The organism is Rossellomorea sp. GAMAL-10_SWC (assembly GCF_049568075.1).
Taxonomy (GTDB): Bacteria; Bacillota; Bacilli; order Bacillales; family Bacillaceae_G; genus Gottfriedia.
In genome coordinates, this window is record NZ_CP144911.1 from 905,080 (window position 1) to 921,164 (window position 16,085).

Annotated in this window: 17 protein-coding genes; 9 read left to right on the forward strand and 8 right to left on the reverse strand. The window is 31.7% G+C overall.

Annotation, left to right across the window (positions count from 1 at the left end):
* The first annotated feature begins 58 nt into the window (after positions 1–58).
* The 3 genes from V5E38_RS04315 to V5E38_RS04325 all read left to right on the forward strand — a co-directional run bounded on the left by V5E38_RS04315 (position 59) and on the right by V5E38_RS04325 (position 2,540).
* A complete protein-coding gene (locus tag V5E38_RS04315; RefSeq protein WP_499212350.1) occupies positions 59–322 on the forward strand; it encodes an HPr family phosphocarrier protein in 264 nt (87 codons plus the stop codon).
* Positions 322–2,031, forward strand: a complete 1,710-nt coding sequence (gene ptsP, locus V5E38_RS04320) for a phosphoenolpyruvate--protein phosphotransferase (RefSeq protein WP_499212351.1) — start codon at positions 322–324, stop codon at positions 2,029–2,031. Before V5E38_RS04315 ends, ptsP begins: the two co-directional genes overlap by 1 nt.
* A gap of 209 nt (positions 2,032–2,240) precedes the next feature.
* On the forward strand, positions 2,241–2,540 hold the full coding sequence (locus V5E38_RS04325; RefSeq protein WP_025568637.1) for an ArsR/SmtB family transcription factor: 300 nt from the start codon (positions 2,241–2,243) through the stop codon (positions 2,538–2,540).
* A gap of 65 nt (positions 2,541–2,605) precedes the next feature.
* Here V5E38_RS04325 and V5E38_RS04330 read toward each other — a convergent pair whose 3' ends face one another.
* Positions 2,606–3,220 (reverse strand): nitroreductase family protein, encoded by a 615-nt coding sequence (locus tag V5E38_RS04330; protein WP_499212352.1) that lies wholly within the window; start codon positions 3,218–3,220, stop codon positions 2,606–2,608.
* A gap of 231 nt (positions 3,221–3,451) precedes the next feature.
* On the opposite strand from V5E38_RS04330, the gene V5E38_RS04335 reads away from it, so the two are divergent.
* Positions 3,452–4,342, forward strand: coding sequence for an NAD(P)-dependent oxidoreductase (locus V5E38_RS04335; protein ID WP_499213509.1), 891 nt, complete (start codon positions 3,452–3,454; stop codon positions 4,340–4,342).
* A 22-nt stretch (positions 4,343–4,364) separates the two neighbouring features.
* Positions 4,365–4,814 (forward strand): RDD family protein, encoded by a 450-nt coding sequence (locus V5E38_RS04340; protein WP_025568640.1) that lies wholly within the window; start codon positions 4,365–4,367, stop codon positions 4,812–4,814.
* Between the two features lie 43 nt (positions 4,815–4,857).
* Here V5E38_RS04340 and V5E38_RS04345 read toward each other — a convergent pair whose 3' ends face one another.
* Entirely contained in the window at positions 4,858–6,018 is a 1,161-nt protein-coding gene (locus V5E38_RS04345) for an aminotransferase A (RefSeq protein WP_499212353.1), read from the reverse strand.
* 145 nt (positions 6,019–6,163) lie between these two features.
* Between V5E38_RS04345 and corA the strand changes: the two genes are divergently transcribed.
* On the forward strand, positions 6,164–7,108 hold the full coding sequence (gene corA, locus V5E38_RS04350; protein WP_499212354.1) for a CorA metal ion transporter family protein: 945 nt from the start codon (positions 6,164–6,166) through the stop codon (positions 7,106–7,108).
* A gap of 164 nt (positions 7,109–7,272) precedes the next feature.
* Complete coding sequence (locus V5E38_RS04355) at positions 7,273–8,589, forward strand: sensor histidine kinase family protein (RefSeq protein ID WP_499212355.1); 1,317 nt, start codon at positions 7,273–7,275, stop codon at positions 8,587–8,589.
* An 84-nt stretch (positions 8,590–8,673) separates the two neighbouring features.
* Here V5E38_RS04355 and V5E38_RS04360 read toward each other — a convergent pair whose 3' ends face one another.
* The 5 genes from V5E38_RS04360 to V5E38_RS04380 all read right to left on the reverse strand — a co-directional run bounded on the left by V5E38_RS04360 (position 8,674) and on the right by V5E38_RS04380 (position 12,719).
* Entirely contained in the window at positions 8,674–9,984 is a 1,311-nt protein-coding gene (locus V5E38_RS04360) for a DUF3967 domain-containing protein (RefSeq protein ID WP_499212356.1), read from the reverse strand.
* A 281-nt stretch (positions 9,985–10,265) separates the two neighbouring features.
* On the reverse strand, positions 10,266–10,529 hold the full coding sequence (locus V5E38_RS04365) for a phage holin (protein WP_088013908.1): 264 nt from the start codon (positions 10,527–10,529) through the stop codon (positions 10,266–10,268).
* 191 nt (positions 10,530–10,720) lie between these two features.
* A complete protein-coding gene (locus V5E38_RS04370; RefSeq protein WP_025568646.1) occupies positions 10,721–11,260 on the reverse strand; it encodes a YkyB family protein in 540 nt (179 codons plus the stop codon).
* Between the two features lie 146 nt (positions 11,261–11,406).
* A complete protein-coding gene (locus tag V5E38_RS04375) occupies positions 11,407–11,766 on the reverse strand; it encodes a hypothetical protein (protein ID WP_499212357.1) in 360 nt (119 codons plus the stop codon).
* Between the two features lie 119 nt (positions 11,767–11,885).
* A complete protein-coding gene (locus V5E38_RS04380; protein WP_499212358.1) occupies positions 11,886–12,719 on the reverse strand; it encodes a metallophosphoesterase in 834 nt (277 codons plus the stop codon).
* A 122-nt stretch (positions 12,720–12,841) separates the two neighbouring features.
* On the opposite strand from V5E38_RS04380, the gene fadH reads away from it, so the two are divergent.
* Both fadH and V5E38_RS04390 read left to right on the forward strand, forming a co-directional pair.
* Complete coding sequence (gene fadH, locus V5E38_RS04385; RefSeq protein ID WP_499212359.1) at positions 12,842–13,606, forward strand: 2,4-dienoyl-CoA reductase; 765 nt, start codon at positions 12,842–12,844, stop codon at positions 13,604–13,606.
* Positions 13,607–13,619: 13 nt separating this feature from the next.
* Positions 13,620–14,834 carry an EAL-associated domain-containing protein gene (locus V5E38_RS04390; RefSeq protein WP_176522512.1) on the forward strand — a complete coding sequence of 405 codons (1,215 nt, stop codon included), beginning with the start codon at positions 13,620–13,622 and terminating at the stop codon, positions 14,832–14,834.
* A gap of 181 nt (positions 14,835–15,015) precedes the next feature.
* Here the strand turns inward: V5E38_RS04390 and V5E38_RS04395 are convergent, their stop codons facing one another.
* Positions 15,016–15,747: a class I SAM-dependent methyltransferase gene (locus V5E38_RS04395; RefSeq protein ID WP_499212360.1), complete on the reverse strand. Its 732-nt coding sequence runs from the start codon at positions 15,745–15,747 to the stop codon at positions 15,016–15,018.
* Between the last annotated feature and the right edge of the window lie 338 nt (positions 15,748–16,085).

Genomic DNA, 16,085 nt, shown 5'->3' on the forward strand with positions numbered 1-16,085 from the left:
AGTAGGCCAAACGTCTATACCAAAAATGTAGATTTAATCACAAAGGAGATAAATTATTATGGAAAAAACTTTTAAAGTAACAGCTGATTCTGGAATCCACGCTCGTCCAGCAACATTATTAGTAAATGTAGCAGGTAAATTTAATTCTGATATCAATCTTGAGTATAATGGTAAAACAGTTAACTTAAAATCAATCATGGGTGTAATGTCTTTAGGAATTCAACAAGGAACTGAGATCAAAATTAGCGCTAACGGTGAAGATGCAGAACAAGCGATCGCTTCAATCGATGAAACAATGAAAAAAGAAGGTTTAGGCGAATAATGTCTTTACATATTAAAGGTATTGCCGCTTCTAGTGGAATTGCAATTGCAAAAGCATTTCGCTTAGAAAATCCTGAATTAAACATTGTTAAAAAACAAATTTCAGATATTGATGCTGAAATTGCTAAACTTGACAATGCAATTCAAGTTTCTAACACAGAATTAGAAAAAATTCGTGATCACGCGAATGCGGAACTTGGTGAAGATAAAGCTGCAATCTTTTCTGCACACATCTTAGTTTTAAATGATCCAGAGCTAGTTAACCCAGTTAAAGATAAAATTAAGTCTGAAAGTGTCAACGCTGATTTTGCAATGAATGAAGTTGCTTCAATGTTCGTTCAAATGTTTGAAAGCATGGATAATGAATATATGAAGGAACGTGCTGCAGATATCCGCGATGTTACAAAACGTGTAATGGCGCATCTGTTAGGCGTTACGATTTCTAACCCTGCTAATATTACTGAAGAAGTAATAATTATCGCAGAAGATTTAACACCTTCTGATACAGCACAATTAAACCGTAAATACGCTTTAGGTTTTACAACTGATATTGGTGGTCGTACATCTCACTCAGCGATTATGGCTCGTTCTCTTGAAATTCCTGCTGTTGTGGGGACAAAAGAAGTAACTAGTAAAATCGAAAATGACGTTATGGTCATTGTTGATGGATTAGATGGTCATGTAATAGTAGATCCTTCTAATGAAGAATTAGAAGAGTATAAAGCTAAAAAAGAAAAATTCGAGCTTCAAAAAGTTGAATGGGCTAAACTTAAAAATGAACCAACTGTAACGAAAGATGGACATCATGTTGAGTTAGTAGCTAACATTGGTACACCAAATGATGTAGAAGGCGTTATCAATAATGGTGGTGAAGGTGTTGGCCTTTACCGAACTGAGTTCCTATATATGGGACGCGATAACTTCCCATCAGAAGAAGAGCAGTTTGAATCATACAAATCAGTTCTTGAAAGTATGAGTGATAAGCCGGTAGTAGTAAGAACACTAGATATCGGTGGAGATAAAGAATTATCTTATTTACACTTACCAAAAGAAATGAACCCATTCTTAGGCTACAGAGCAATTCGTTTATGTTTAGATCAGAAGGAAATATTCCGTACACAATTACGTGCATTACTTCGTGCGAGTGTATATGGTAACTTAAAAATTATGTTCCCGATGATTGCAACTTTAGATGAGTTCAGAGCTGCAAAGGCTGTTTTATTAGAAGAAAAAGAACAGTTAGTAAAAGAAAATGTTCAAGTCTCAGACAATATCGAAATTGGTATGATGGTAGAAATCCCAGCTTCTGCTGTTTTAGCAGATGTATTCGCTAAGGAAGTTGATTTCTTTAGTATCGGGACAAACGATTTAATCCAATATACAATGGCTGCGGATCGCATGAATGAACAGGTTTCATATTTATATCAACCATATAACCCATCAATTTTAAGATTAGTTAAAATGGTAATCGATGCTGCAAACAAAGAAGGTAAATGGGCTGGAATGTGTGGAGAGATGGCTGGAGATGCATTAGCTATTCCTTTACTTGTTGGATTAGGCTTACATGAATTCTCTATGAGTGCTACTTCAATCTTACCTGCTCGTAGTCAAATGGCTAAACTTTCTAAAGCTGAAATGGAGATATTAGCTGAAAAAGCTTTAAATATGTCTACAGCTGAAGAAGTTGTTAACTTAGTAAATAGCATCTAAAATAAAACAACAGAATTTAAAGTATTTTGTCTACACATCGAACAACAGGGAGACCTGTTGTTTTATTTTTAAGATTATATATATTCTGTATGATGATCTACCGAATCGAAAAATTCCTACTGTTGACAAATTCGCTTCTTTAATTTAGTGTATGTTTAAATTATTAAACGAATAAGATTATTTTTGGATAATAAAAGTAGGTGGAAGATTTGAGTAAAGAAGCAATTGAAGTATTTAGAGAATGTATTCCCTTGTTCCAAGCGTTAAGCGATCCTTACAGACAGGATATCATATTAATGTTATCAGAAGGTGAAGCGCTAACAGTTAATGAAATTACGGAAAAAACTTCATTATCTAGACCGGCTATATCACATCATTTAAAAATTTTACGTGATAATCAATTAGTACAAATTGAGCAAAAAGGCACACATAGATATTATTCATTAGCGATTGATTCTTCTCTAGAATTACTTAAGAAATTAATCATTACTGTTGAACAACATTGTTAATGAATCGTAATGACATAAAAGGGACTCCGACTTTTGTCAGAATCCCTTTTACTTTTTATTTATGATTAAATCCAGATAGACATTTCTTTTGCAGAAAAACGTGTTGTATGATGTCCTGGTACTTTTTCTTTACCAATAGCAATCAACATCGTTGGAATATAGCGATCATCAGTTAAGAAAGTTTCTTTAAACGCTTGTTCGTTAAACCCACCGATTGCACAAGTGTTCCAACCTTTTGCAGAAGCAGCCATTATTAATTGCATAGCAGCAAGAGAAGAATTTAAAATACCTTGTTCACGATTACGTTGCTCTGTTGCATAAGCATTTTCAACGTTGGCTTTTAATTTGTCTTTTGCTTCTTGAGTCATAAAACCAGCTTCCACAGCAGGTCCGAAAACTAAGTCAACATTTTTTGCTGATTGTGTATCCGCTAATACAGCAATTACACATGAAGCATCTTTAATCTGACCTTGGTTGTATGCAACAGGTAATAACTTACCTTGAGCATTTTCACCATGGAATACAACGAATTTCCAATGTTGTAAATTCCAAGCAGATGGTGCAGTCATTGCAGCATCAAGAAGTTCAGTAATTTCGCTGTTACTGATTTCAGTAGAAGAATCGAATACTCGAGTCGAGTTTCGTTCTTTAATCATTTCAAAAAATTGTTCATTTTTCATATGAAAATACCTCCAAAAATTAGGTGCATTAGATACATTTTTATGTACTTTTTTAATATAGATAGTTCTATTATTAGAGTCAACAAATTAGTGTTGAAATAACCTAAATTTAATTTGAAATAAAGTTTAGTTTGCTTATTTTTTTATAAGAATAGCTCAGGCTTTTTTATTAATATTTTTTATGTTAGTTTATTTATGGATATTAAAAGAGGAGTGTGTAAAATGGAAGCAATTAATTTAAAAGATTTACAAGTTGGATTTATCGGAATTGGCGTTATGGGTAAAAGTATGGCAAAGCATTTAATCAATGCAGGTGCAAAATTACATATTTATAACCGTACAAAAGAAAAAGCAAATGAACTAATTGATTTAGGTGCTATTTGGTATGATACACCTAAAGAATTAGCACCAAATTGTCAGGTCATTTGTACGATGGTTGGCTATCCAAGTGACTTAGAAGATGTATATTTTGGCGATAATGGAATCATCCAATCTGCTTCAAAAGGAACTACTTTTATCGACTTTACAACTTCGACACCAACTTTAGCTAAAAAAATTGATGAGCTGACAAAATCAGTAGGTATGTCATCATTAGATGCACCAGTGTCAGGTGGAGATTTAGGGGCAAGAGAAGCTAGATTAGCGATAATGGTTGGTGGAGAAGAAGAAACTTTTCATAAAATGTCCACATTATTTGAAGTTTTAGGAAAAAATATTGCGTATCATGGAAATGCTGGTAGTGGACAACATGTAAAAATGTGTAATCAAATTGCAATTGCTTCAGGTATGTTAGGAGTTTGTGAAGCCCTTGCATATGCTTCATCAGCAGGATTAGACGGTGAAAAAGTATTAGGAAGTATTTCTACAGGTGCAGCAGGCAGTTGGTCATTATCTAATTTAGCACCACGTGTTTTAAAAGGAGATTTCGAGCCGGGGTTCTATATTAAACATTTTATAAAAGATATGGGAATCGCAATTGAAGAAGCTGAGAAGATGGAATTAAATCTGCCAGGACTTTTACTTGCAAAAAAATGCTACGATGAACTGTCTAAAAATGGTTTAGATGAAAAAGGAACGCAAGCACTTTATACATTATACGATCCGTCTCACCACATTCAATAATTTAATGAATAGAGGTTAACAAGTGCAAAATTTTCAACTTGCAAAGTTTTATCAACGATTAAGTGCGTTTTTATTCGATACGTTTATCGTTTCAGTAGCTTATGGGATCATCATCGCTATTATTACGATGAATCCTGAGAAGATATTAAGTCGTTTTAATTCTACATCAGGAAATTCAACGGTCGATTTAATCGTTATTTCAATTATTATGATCATATTATTTGTAGTTGTTCCACAATTTAATAAAGGGATGACATTTGGTCAAAGATTTTTAGCTATTAAAATGATAAAAGATAACTATGAAGAAACGACAATGATACTATTTTTCATACGTTTTATCTTTATAGCAGGAATATCAGTTCTATTTTTAGGTGTACCATTAATAGTTAATGTTTATTTAATGTTATTTAGAAAAGACCATAAAACAATTCAGGACTTGTTATTTAAAACAAGAGTAATACAAGCTAGATAAAAAAGCAGGGGAGGATCAAAAAATCCACCCCTGCTTTTTTAATTTAATTTCTAAGACTAGTTACAAACTCTTCTAATCGATCACATGCAATTTCTAGTTCTTTCATTGAATAAGCATAAGATAATCGAATGTATGAATCTCCATATTCAGAAAAAGCTTCTCCTGGAATAACTGCTAGATTATGTTTTTCTACTAGATTTAGTGCGAACTCCATGGAAGGCATATTGAATTCTTTAATTGATGGGAATAAATAAAATGCACCTTCTGGCTTAATACAAGGTAGACCCATCTTTTCTAAACGATCAATCATATAATTACGTCTTATTTTATACTCCGTTGCCATTTCAATCGGAGAATCAATGCAATCAGTTAATGCTGTAATTGCTGCATATTGAGAGATTGATGTTGCGCATGATACGTTATACTGATGCACTTTTAAGATTTCCTGAGCTAAATAAGCAGGCGCATAGATAAAACCAATTCTCCAACCAGTCATAGAATGTGATTTGCTAAGACCGTTTATGACAATTGTCTTTTCTCTCATTCCAGGGTAACTAGCAATTGAGGTATGAGTCGTATCATATGTCAGCTCACTATATATTTCATCTGATAAAATGAATACGTCTTGCTGAGATAAGTAGTTAGCTAAATTCTCAAGTTCCTCTTGCGTTAATGTGACGCCTGTTGGGTTATTTGGATATGGTAAAACAATACAACGTGTTTTTTCAGTAATGTGTTCTTCCAATAATTCAGGTGTAATTTTAAAACCACTATTAGATGTATCTACAAAGACTGGTTTAGCTCCACATGTTTGAATAATTGGTGCATAGCCAGGGTAGATTGGCGCAGGAAGAATAACCTCACATTCATCGTTAAGGATTGTTCTGAATGTAACATCGAGTGCTTGACTAGCTCCTACTGTAGCGATTACTTCATTCGTTGGATTATATGATAAAGAATATTTTTTCTTTAAAAAATTAGAAGCAGCATTTCTAAGTGCAGGCAGTCCTGCATTAGGAGTATAGACTGTTTGATTTTGATTAATTGCATGAATAGCAGCTTCTTTAATAGGTGCTGGAGTTGGAAAATCTGGTTGACCCAATGTTAATGCAATGACATTATCATATTTTTCAATTTTTTGGGCAAATTTTCTAATACCGGAGATTTGAATTTCTTTTACACTTTCGTTTATATATCTGTTCATTTTAAATCCCTCTACTTATTATTTTTATATTAAAATTAAACTTTTTAATCGAACTATTCAATGAAATTTTCTTCATTTTACCATATAATAAAAAAAGTATTTAGTAGTGAAATAATTTGATTGCCTAAAGAAGGTGAATAATAACTTGTTACAAGTAATCGGAATAACTAAGAAGAAAGAAATCGACCGTAATATAACAATTGCAGATGCGAAATCAAATGATTACTTATGGTATTGGGTAGATATTGATGAACCGACCGAAGATGAGATTCAACTTTTATCAACCGAATTCAATTTTCATCCTTTAGCGATTGAAGATTGTTTAGAATATGTTCAACGACCTAAACTTGACTACTATGAAGGATATCATTTTTTAATATTGCATGAATTAAATAAAATAGACTTAGAGGAGACGGAACTAGATATTTTTGTAAGTGATCATTATGTTATCACATTTCATATCCATAAAAGTCCGACTGTACAACTAGTTTTAGATAATATAGTGTCAGATCGTCGAGCTTCGAAGAGTCCACTTCATTTAACTCATCGAATTATTGATGAGCTTGTTGATAGTTATTTTCCATTAATTTATCGTTTGGAGGATGAACTCTCAGACCTAGAAATTGATCCTTTAAAGAAACAAGTAAATAATGCTGTAGAAAGATTATATGATATTAAATCGGATTTATCGAAATTAAGAAGGACGATTTTACCAACTCGTGATTTATTATATCGAATCCTTAATTCGAATCGATTTAAAGATATATCTGAACATCGAATTTATTTTGAAGATATACACGATCATTTAATGAAGCTTTCGGATATGATAGAGACCAATCGAGATTTAGCGTCCGATATTCGAGAAAGCTATTTTTCATTAAGCTCAGAAAAAATGAATAATATTATGAAAACATTAACAATCATATCATCTTTCTTTTTACCACTAACGTTTATCGTAGGTTTATACGGAATGAATTTCCATTATATGCCAGAATTAACTTGGAAATATGGATACTTATTTATTTTAATTTTAATGGGATTTGTTACCATCCTAATGTACATATTTTTTAAAAGAAAAGGTTGGTTTTAAGTCGTTAAGCACTTAAGCTTGACGACTTTTCTTATATTTTAGAATACTTTGTAATAATGTGTCTTACTATGTAGAAATGTTTTTTTCGAATTTTTTGTATTAATAATTAGAAGTTTAAATAACTATGTTATAATTTGTTGAAAGAAGGGGTGGGGGACACTTTAATGCTGCAATTAAAAGATTTATTAATTCAATTTGCAATCATAATCATTCCGGTCTTTTTATATGAAATGTTCTGGCTTAGTAGATACCACAATACAAGCCCGAAACAAAATAGAATATTAGTTGGATTGCTAACTTTTTTTAATATTTTTATTTGCTTGCTTTACCCAATTCACATTAGTGAAAGCATGGCTATTACTTTTAGTATTTTATTAATCTATTCATCTATTTTATATGGTGGAAGATTGATTGGAACGATTATTATTTTAACGAAAGCAGTTTTTGTGTATTTGCTATATGGTTTAGCATCTTTGAAATCTTTTCCATTTGAAGTGATTTCGTGTATCTTACCATTTATAGTTTCACCACATTGGGTTAGTTTTTCTAAACGAAAGAAATTTGCTTTAAGTATATTAATGCCAATTTTATTTTCGTTCAGTATGGTCTGTTTGCTTTATTATGAAGCAACGGTAAACGGTATAAAAGAGTACCAATCAGATCAAACAATTTTTTCGGCGTGCATATTTTTTACTGTTTTAACAATTACAATGCTGTTCCATGTTTATTTAAGAGAGTTTTTATTTGAAAATGCTGAAATTCGCGTTCAAATGCAGAAATCAGAGAAATTAAATATGGTGAGTGAACTTGCGGCGAGTGTAGCTCATGAAGTTAGAAATCCATTAACAGTTGTAAGGGGTTTCATTCAGTTAATTGAAAATCAAGAAAGTGGAACGAATCGAGAATATATGAAACTTGTATTAGCTGAACTAGACCGGGCAGAAAATATCATTTCAGATTATTTAAACTTAGCTAGACCTCAAATTGAAGAAAAGAAAATAATCAATATGACAGAACAACTGAATGAAGTAACAACATTAATGTCAAGTTACGCCTCACTGCAAGGTGCTTTCTTACAAGTAAATGTAAATGAGGATATGTACACTGTCGGAGATCGAGCTAAGCTTAAACAAGCAATCATTAATGTTCTAAAAAATGGCGTAGAAGCTATAAAGGACACGAAAGGCTATATTAAAATTGAAGCAAATATTGAGAAAGAAAGAGATCGAGAGTACATACGAATTGTAGTTAAAGATAATGGAGTAGGTATGTCGAAAGCACAATTGGATCGTTTAGGACAACCTTTTTATTCTTTAAAAGAAAAAGGAACAGGTCTAGGATTAATGGTTACTTTTAGTATTATCGAAGCTCATAAGGGAACGATTGAGTATTTAAGTGAAGAAGGCAAAGGGACTGAAGTTCATATTGTCTTACCAGCTTATCTTCAAGAACAGAGTGAAGAGGGTACAATGAAAGAATAAAGAGAAGGGAAAAAATCCCTTCTCTTTTCAAACTAAAAATCTCTAAATTTCATAATAGAGTAAAAGTACTGAATAATAAACAAATTATTTTACTGACTTAGGTTTAAAAAAGAGTGATTTAATTGCATTTTTCCAGTCTCTTTCTTTTGAGGCAGCTACCATCTTCTTTGTTTCTTGTAATTCTCTAATCATCCTCATTAATTGAGCATCTCGACCAGATTCTTTTGATTTAATTTCTTCAAACATTTGCTCTAATTTTTCATCTTTTTCTTCAATTACTGTTGCTAATCCTTGAAGTTCTTCACTTTTTTCTTCAACTGAATATAAGATTTTTTCTAACTTTTGATCCTTCTCCAAGTTCTGTTTGATTAATGTTTGATTTTGGGTTAGGATTTGTTCATTTTGATATGCTAGATTCGTAATTTGGGACATAAACTCTTCAAACATAATTTGATTAGAATTTGTCGGTACAAAAGTAGTAACATTCTCTTTCGAAACGATAGGTTCCGTTACTACGTTTGATCCATTTAATGTTGAAAGAACGACTTCATCAGGTAGTTTATTATTTTCCTCTAGTACTTGTTCAACAGTCATTTCTTCAAAACGATATTCTTGGACTTCCTCATCCTCAGAAACTTGAACTGTTTGATATGATAATGCACCAGATCCTATAACAGTCTCTTCTTTTGGTAAAGATTGCTCTAGTACGACTTCTTCAATTATTTCTAATTGTGATACGGAGTCTTCAAACTTCCCAGTATCTTGTGAAAAAGATTGCTCCATTACGCATTCATCAATTGTTTCTAGTTGAGAAAGTGAATCTCCTAAATGCTTTGTATCTTGTGAAGTGGTTTGATTGATTTCTACTACTTCGATTGATTCTAATTGGGAGACAGACGCTTCTAAAGGTGCTTCTTCTTGTAAAAGTGAATGATGGATTAATTCCGAATCAATTGTTTCAATTTGGGAATCTGCTACTTCAACAATTTCATTCTTTTTTACTTCAATTAATTCCATGTCATTCTTCATGTCAAAATTTTTATGTATGTTATTTTCTAGAGGAATATTCGGGGTGTTATTTATAACGATTTCAGTGTTTTTTTCTGTAATTTCATTCTCAATTGAAGTTGTTTCAATTACATGAACTTCAGATTGATTTTGTACTGAATGGTTATTTAATGCATATTCAACTGATTGTAAAAGATTTTCATTCTTTTGGTACTCTTCAATGATCATTTGGAATAATTCGAAATCGTTTTGATTATAGATCCTAGTATCTTGGTTCTTTGTAAAATGATATTCTTTCTTTTCTAGTTCCTTACTAATTTCTCTTACACGAGATTTACCTATTTTTAATTTCTTTGAAATGTCTTTACTTGTAAAAATTACTGACATTTGATATCCTCCTGAAAAATATGTGTTTTTAGAACATTCAATACAAAGTTAAATTTTTCCTACCTAATCTACTTAAAATAATTCTACAATGTATAACAAAGTCCATATGATTACTAAAATTAAAATCAATATATGAGGAAAAATAGTGAAAAATAGAAAATATTACTTAAAAAGTAGCATAAATTCGACTAAAAAATTGAGAGTGACACAATGTTTAATCACTCTCAAACCAAATCTTTAAATTTGTAATCTAATCTATTAAAAAGTAGACATAAAGTAATCTATTGATCCGAATTTGTCTGCTTATTTGTTTTTTCTAATCCTGCTTCTTGAAGTACAGCCTTTTGAGCTTGTCCTTTTTTACCTAAATAATTATGCTTAGCACCGAAATATAAAATAAAAAGGAATGAAATTATATTAATTACAGCATCAATTTGTTCATTATTTAGGAATTTAAACCCAAAAGAATTTAGTAACAATTGAAGTGCAAATAAGAACCCAGCAACATAACGAATAATATCTTGTAAGTTATTATTACCGAACATATCAATCACCCCCTATTGATATAGTATGCTTGTCTCACGTAATAGGTGAGACAAAACTACTATAATATGAGAGGAAATTAATGAATTTCCGTACATTAAAAAAGGGAAGAATTAAAAACCCTTTAATTTAAAAGTTCTTAATCTTCCCATTTAATCTATATTAATGTTATTTTAGTAAGAATTGTTTCAACTTATTTCTCTTGCTTACCTTTATTTTTACGAATTGGTTCACTCGGAAAAGTAAATGTAGAGTTATTTAGAAATGAAGAAGCTCTTAAAAATTGCCCTGGGGTATTTCTTCGGTAGTTCGATCCGTTTTTGAAATGGTTTTCAGATTTAACGTTTTGAATACCTAAGAAATGATGAAGTATTTTTTTGGCATAGCTTAATGACATGGAAACTTTTGGGTTACGATGAGTATTTTCTAATATTCCTAAATGCGGGAGAAGTTTAAAGTCTTCTTTTAACGGTGGTATATGAAAGAAAAAATCTCCACAAGCAATCAACACGTCAGATTGTTGTTTACTTGACTTGGGATTATTTGAAAAATGTAATCCAACTTTCTTAGCAATTCCTTTATCAATAAGCTTTAATATAGCTTGTCTTTTTAGTGAATATAGTTCACTTGGTTCAAGTGCTGTTTTAGCATGTTTATTTACAACAAATATTGCCTGAAAAATTTCTTCATTTGTAAAATTTAGTTTATTCAGGCTAGGTTCTTTCGATTTCATGCTTCTTGGTTACCTCCAAAAAATAATAGATATGAGTATATTATATCTTTTGTTTAAATTTTTTCAAATCAATTCTAGAGAAGTGGTTATATAATAAAAAGCTAATCGAAATAATATTCATTAATGCGACTAGCTTTTTTATCTATTTAGTATGGATAGGGTCCTATATTACCTGGCGAATTTAATCCTGCATTACTAGGTAAATAAGCACCAGGATTTACAGGTGGGTAAGGTTGTTGGTATCCAGGGTACCCGCCACCGAAGCCACCACCAAATCCACCACCGTACGGAGGATATGCTGGGTATGGTCCATATGGCGGATAATAAGGTGGTCTAAACGCTAGTGCACCTAACGCGAATCCGCCTGCTAATCCCGCTAATCCTCCTATTATTGGCAAAAATGGGAAAAAAGGAACAAAGCGTTGTTCGTTATGATCAAAGTAGTAGGATGGAGCATGATCTTCTCTATAATAATAATTTAAATTAGGGTGATATTGATAATTCATGTATTTAACCTCCTCTCTTGTCTTCAATATTAGTGTATGGAGTACTAAAATAATTGAGCAAGTACCCATAAAAATAGGTAACCAACCTAGTATGGGTGAAATCTGTGAGAATTATATTTTTACTTATTAATTTGGCCAGTAATTTTAATTGATACGATTTCAGGTGGAGTAAATAGGCGAATTGGTAGTTTAGTTGTCCCAATTCCATTTGAAACGACTAAATGACTATTATATTTACTTGATAGGGTGTAAACACCTCGGTTGTATTTCTTTGCATATGGAGGCATTATAAAGGACTTATATAAAGGTAAATAGATTTGTCCGCCATGACTATGGCCAGAGAGCTGAAGATTAATCGGATAGTTTTTCGTCAAATCAGCAATGTCGGGTTCATGAGCTAGAACAACTGTATAACTTTTTTTTTGAATTCGTTCTAAAATGTCATTATATTGTTTGTTTCCTAGCATATAATCATCGAGACCGATAAATGAAACTTTTTGTTTTTGAACGTAATAAGTTTTTTCTTCGTTTTTTAATAATATAAAATTGCTTTCGGTTAACAGCTCTTCGTATTGTTCAGTAAAATAACCTCCATGATCATGGTTACCGTATATTGCAAGCTTTCCTATTTTTGGATTAAGTTCTTTTAAAAGCCGAATAACTTCATTCTTGTAAGAAAATTTTCGTATATCACTAACCAAATCCCCAGTAAATAGAATAAAATCAGGCTTCATTTGGTTTATATTTTTTACGACCATATTAAATCGATCTATATCTTTTTTATTATTAAAGTGAGTATCAGAGATTTGTATTAATTTAATAGTCGTATTCGAATTTAACCGATCGTCTGAAAATGTTAAATGCTTAGTTCGAATTGATGTTGGCTCAACATAGACTGAATAATAGATTGTACAAATTAATAGTAAAAAAAATGATGTAAGTTTTATTTTCAATTGTCCCCCGACCTTTTTAAAGAAATAAATACTGCATACTATATTAAATAGTTTAATTGTTAAAAATATTCTCAAAATAACAAAATGTTGTTAAACTATTGAATACAAAGGGAGTGATACGAGTGAAGGATAAGGTTGTGATCGTTACTGGTGGCTCTAGTGGTATGGGGAAAGCAATGGCTATGCGTTTTGCAAAGGATGGTGCAAGAGTGGTCATTGCGGGAAGAGATATAGAAAAATTAAATAGTGCAAAAGAAGAAATTGAACAATTTGATGGTCAAGTATTACCAATAGCTATGGATGTACGGGATCCCGAATTAATTAAAAATATGGTAAATGAAGTTGATCAAAAATTTGGAACGATCGATTTCTTAGTAAATAATGCGGCTGGTAATTTTATTTGTGCTGCAGAGGATTTGTCTGTAAACGGTTGGAATACGGTTATAAATATCGTTTTAAATGGAACCTTTTATTGTAGTTCTGAAGTAGGACGGTATATGATACAACATAAAATAAAAGGTGCGATTACAAATATAATAGCTACATATGCCTGGGATGCGGGGCCTGGAGTCATTCATTCTGCATCAGCTAAAGCTGGTGTTCTTGCTATGACAAGAACTTTAGCAGTTGAGTGGGGTAGGAAATATGGAATTAGAGTCAATGCGATTGCGCCTGGTCCTATTGAGCGGACAGGTGGAGCGGCTAAACTTTGGCTTTCTGAGGAATTAGAAAACAGAACAATACAAAGTGTACCACTAGGCAGATTAGGTACTCCAGAAGAAATAGCGGGACTTTGTGCATATTTATTTTCAAATGAGGCTGGTTATATTAATGGTTCTTGTTTTACAATGGATGGAGGACAGTCCTTACATCAATACCCATTCTAGAAGGAGGTTCAAAATGGATCCTTTAGACGTAATAAGTAACTTAGATAAAGTCGTACCATATTTTCAACCAATATATGGAGCCGATACACAAAATTGTGTAGGAGTAGAGGTTGTTGGTAGACTAAAACTTGAAAATTTACACAGCCTTGAATTCTTCTTTGCAAATGATTTGGTGCCAGATGACTACTTATTAGAGGTTGACAATCATATATTAATTCAAGCTCTCGATGAAGTTGTACATTCTAAATTCGATGGTGGTATTTTTATTAATCGTCACCCTTCAGCGCTTCTTTCAGATGACCCAGAAAATCTATTATCGATTTTACAATCATATGAAGAAAAGGGCATACAACTAAATAAAATTGTCATTATTCTTCAACATCAACTGTTTTATGGTTTTGAGAAAGAACTAAAAAATTTAATTACATATTATCAAACTTATGGTATTAAATTTGCGATTAATAGCGTAAATGAGAAGTTAATTAACTTAGAAAAACTTCGGTTTTTGTCTCCTGATATCATTAAAATCGATTTTAAAATGGTTCAACAACTTCATACATCATCATTTCAAGATTTATTAAATTCTGTAATTTATGTGGCAAGAAAAGTAGGGGCTTCGATGTATTACGATGGAATAATCGATTCAATTCAATTAAGAAATGCATGGAAGAATGGTGGAAGATTCTATCAAGGCGCATACTTGTTTATACCACAACCATCAATTAGTCAGTTAAATCATGAATGTGAGCCACTAAAGAATGATATCTTAAAATATATTCGAGGCGAAAAGAACAAATTAATTGCGCTTAGAGATATGACTAATTTAATTCAACAAAAAGTCGAATCGACAATTAATAAATTTAAATTAGGAGCGGATTTAAATTCATTTTTAATGAATATATCAAGTGAATTAAATTCCTTTTGTTTTAGGATGTATATTTGTGATGAGGATGGTTTTCAGCAATCAGCTAACTTATTTAAAATTAATGGTGAACAGTGGGAGCTTCAAGAAAAGTATAAAGGTAGAAACTGGAGCTGGAGGCCGTATTTTTTAGAAACCGTTTTGAAAATGCAATCAAACGATCAGGGACAATTATCAGATATGTACAGAGATATTGAAACCGGTGAAAAGATTCGAACGTTTTCTTATCCAATGAATAATGGAAGCTATTTATATATTGACTTAAGTTATGATTTTTTATTTAAACATAATGAGTTACTTTTTTAACGACTCTCTTATAAGATTTAATCAGAAAATGACTGTCGCTTTGAAAAAAGGCAGTCATTTTTTTTATAGCAAAAAAAAATTGTCAATTAAATAAGTACTGTCATGTTGATTTCACGATGCTTGCTTTTTATTGGAGTGGAAGACGACTTGAGCCTTCCCGCATCTCCAACAATTTATAATTTTATTTAAAACAAGAAAAGACAAGTACGATTGGTATTCTTTGTCTTCTTAAAAACTCTTCTTCACTTTTAAAATGTATTTGTTTTGGAGTACCTTCATGTAATTGGTCGATCCGGAATCCAGTTTTTCTTAAAAGATTAAAATATTGTTCAATTGTTCGATGGTATTTGACTATTACTTTATTCATCCATAGTTCTTTTCTTTCACCAGTTCGAAAGTAATCATCTACAATCCAATTTTCACGTCGATCTCCTGAGAGTTTGCTTAAAAAGGAGGCAGTAGTTAATGGATGTTGTACACTAAATATAAAATGGCCGTTTTCTTTTAAGCTGTTAAATATTTTTTGAAATACTAGCTCAATGTTTGAAATATAGTGTAGTGCAAATCTAGAAGTGACAAGTTCAAATGAATTTGTAGGAAAATGATAATCCTCGATTGAAGTATGATGGATGGTTCCTACTGTATCCTTTAAATTAGTCAATGCTGCTTTAATCATGTGCTCTGATCCCTCGATACCTGTATAGGTTTTAGCTCCTAGAAGTAGAAGTTCATTACCGAAGGAAGCGTCACCACAACCTAAATCTAATATGTTTTTTCGATCAACTTTCCCAATTAGTTCATTGATGATGGGTCCTTCGATTGCATTATTAGGACTATCTTCTCTATTTTTTCGTCGAATGTATTCTGAAAAAAAATCATCTTGATTGTAAACCGTTGAACCACGATACTCCATAATAACACTCCCTAACCGTTTAAAAAATTTTAAAAAAATTGAAAAGTAGACACAAATTATCTAACTTTAACATTAAATTTGATCTAGATAAAGGGAGAAATTACCTAGTAAAAAAATTTGATTTGGAGTATAAGGTCTTAGTTAATCTTAATCAAAAATCGACGAATTCATATATAATAGCCTATTTAAATTAAAAGTAGTGTTTTTCTCTGTCAACTAATGTAAAAAAGATAAGAACGATTCGTATAGTATATGTCAATATAATAATGATACGATTAGTAAAAGTTCAGCCTGAGGAGGATATTAATTGAGAGGACTTATTTCGAAAGTTCTTTTTG

What these genes read in the sequence shown, in the direction of transcription:
- V5E38_RS04390 (WP_176522512.1), top strand. Translation starts at nt 13,620, where the DNA reads ATGGATCCTTTAGACGTAATAAGTAACTTAGATAAAGTCGTACCATAT.
- V5E38_RS04395 (WP_499212360.1), bottom strand. Translation starts at nt 15,747, where the DNA reads ATGGAGTATCGTGGTTCAACGGTTTACAATCAAGATGATTTTTTTTCA.
- ptsP (WP_499212351.1), top strand. Translation starts at nt 322, where the DNA reads ATGTCTTTACATATTAAAGGTATTGCCGCTTCTAGTGGAATTGCAATT.
- V5E38_RS04330 (WP_499212352.1), bottom strand. Translation starts at nt 3,220, where the DNA reads ATGAAAAATGAACAATTTTTTGAAATGATTAAAGAACGAAACTCGACT.
- V5E38_RS04345 (WP_499212353.1), bottom strand. Translation starts at nt 6,018, where the DNA reads ATGAACAGATATATAAACGAAAGTGTAAAAGAAATTCAAATCTCCGGT.
- V5E38_RS04355 (WP_499212355.1), top strand. Translation starts at nt 7,273, where the DNA reads ATGCTGCAATTAAAAGATTTATTAATTCAATTTGCAATCATAATCATT.
- V5E38_RS04370 (WP_025568646.1), bottom strand. Translation starts at nt 11,260, where the DNA reads ATGAAATCGAAAGAACCTAGCCTGAATAAACTAAATTTTACAAATGAA.
- V5E38_RS04365 (WP_088013908.1), bottom strand. Translation starts at nt 10,529, where the DNA reads ATGTTCGGTAATAATAACTTACAAGATATTATTCGTTATGTTGCTGGG.
- V5E38_RS04315 (WP_499212350.1), top strand. Translation starts at nt 59, where the DNA reads ATGGAAAAAACTTTTAAAGTAACAGCTGATTCTGGAATCCACGCTCGT.
- V5E38_RS04375 (WP_499212357.1), bottom strand. Translation starts at nt 11,766, where the DNA reads ATGAATTATCAATATCACCCTAATTTAAATTATTATTATAGAGAAGAT.
- V5E38_RS04360 (WP_499212356.1), bottom strand. Translation starts at nt 9,984, where the DNA reads ATGTCAGTAATTTTTACAAGTAAAGACATTTCAAAGAAATTAAAAATA.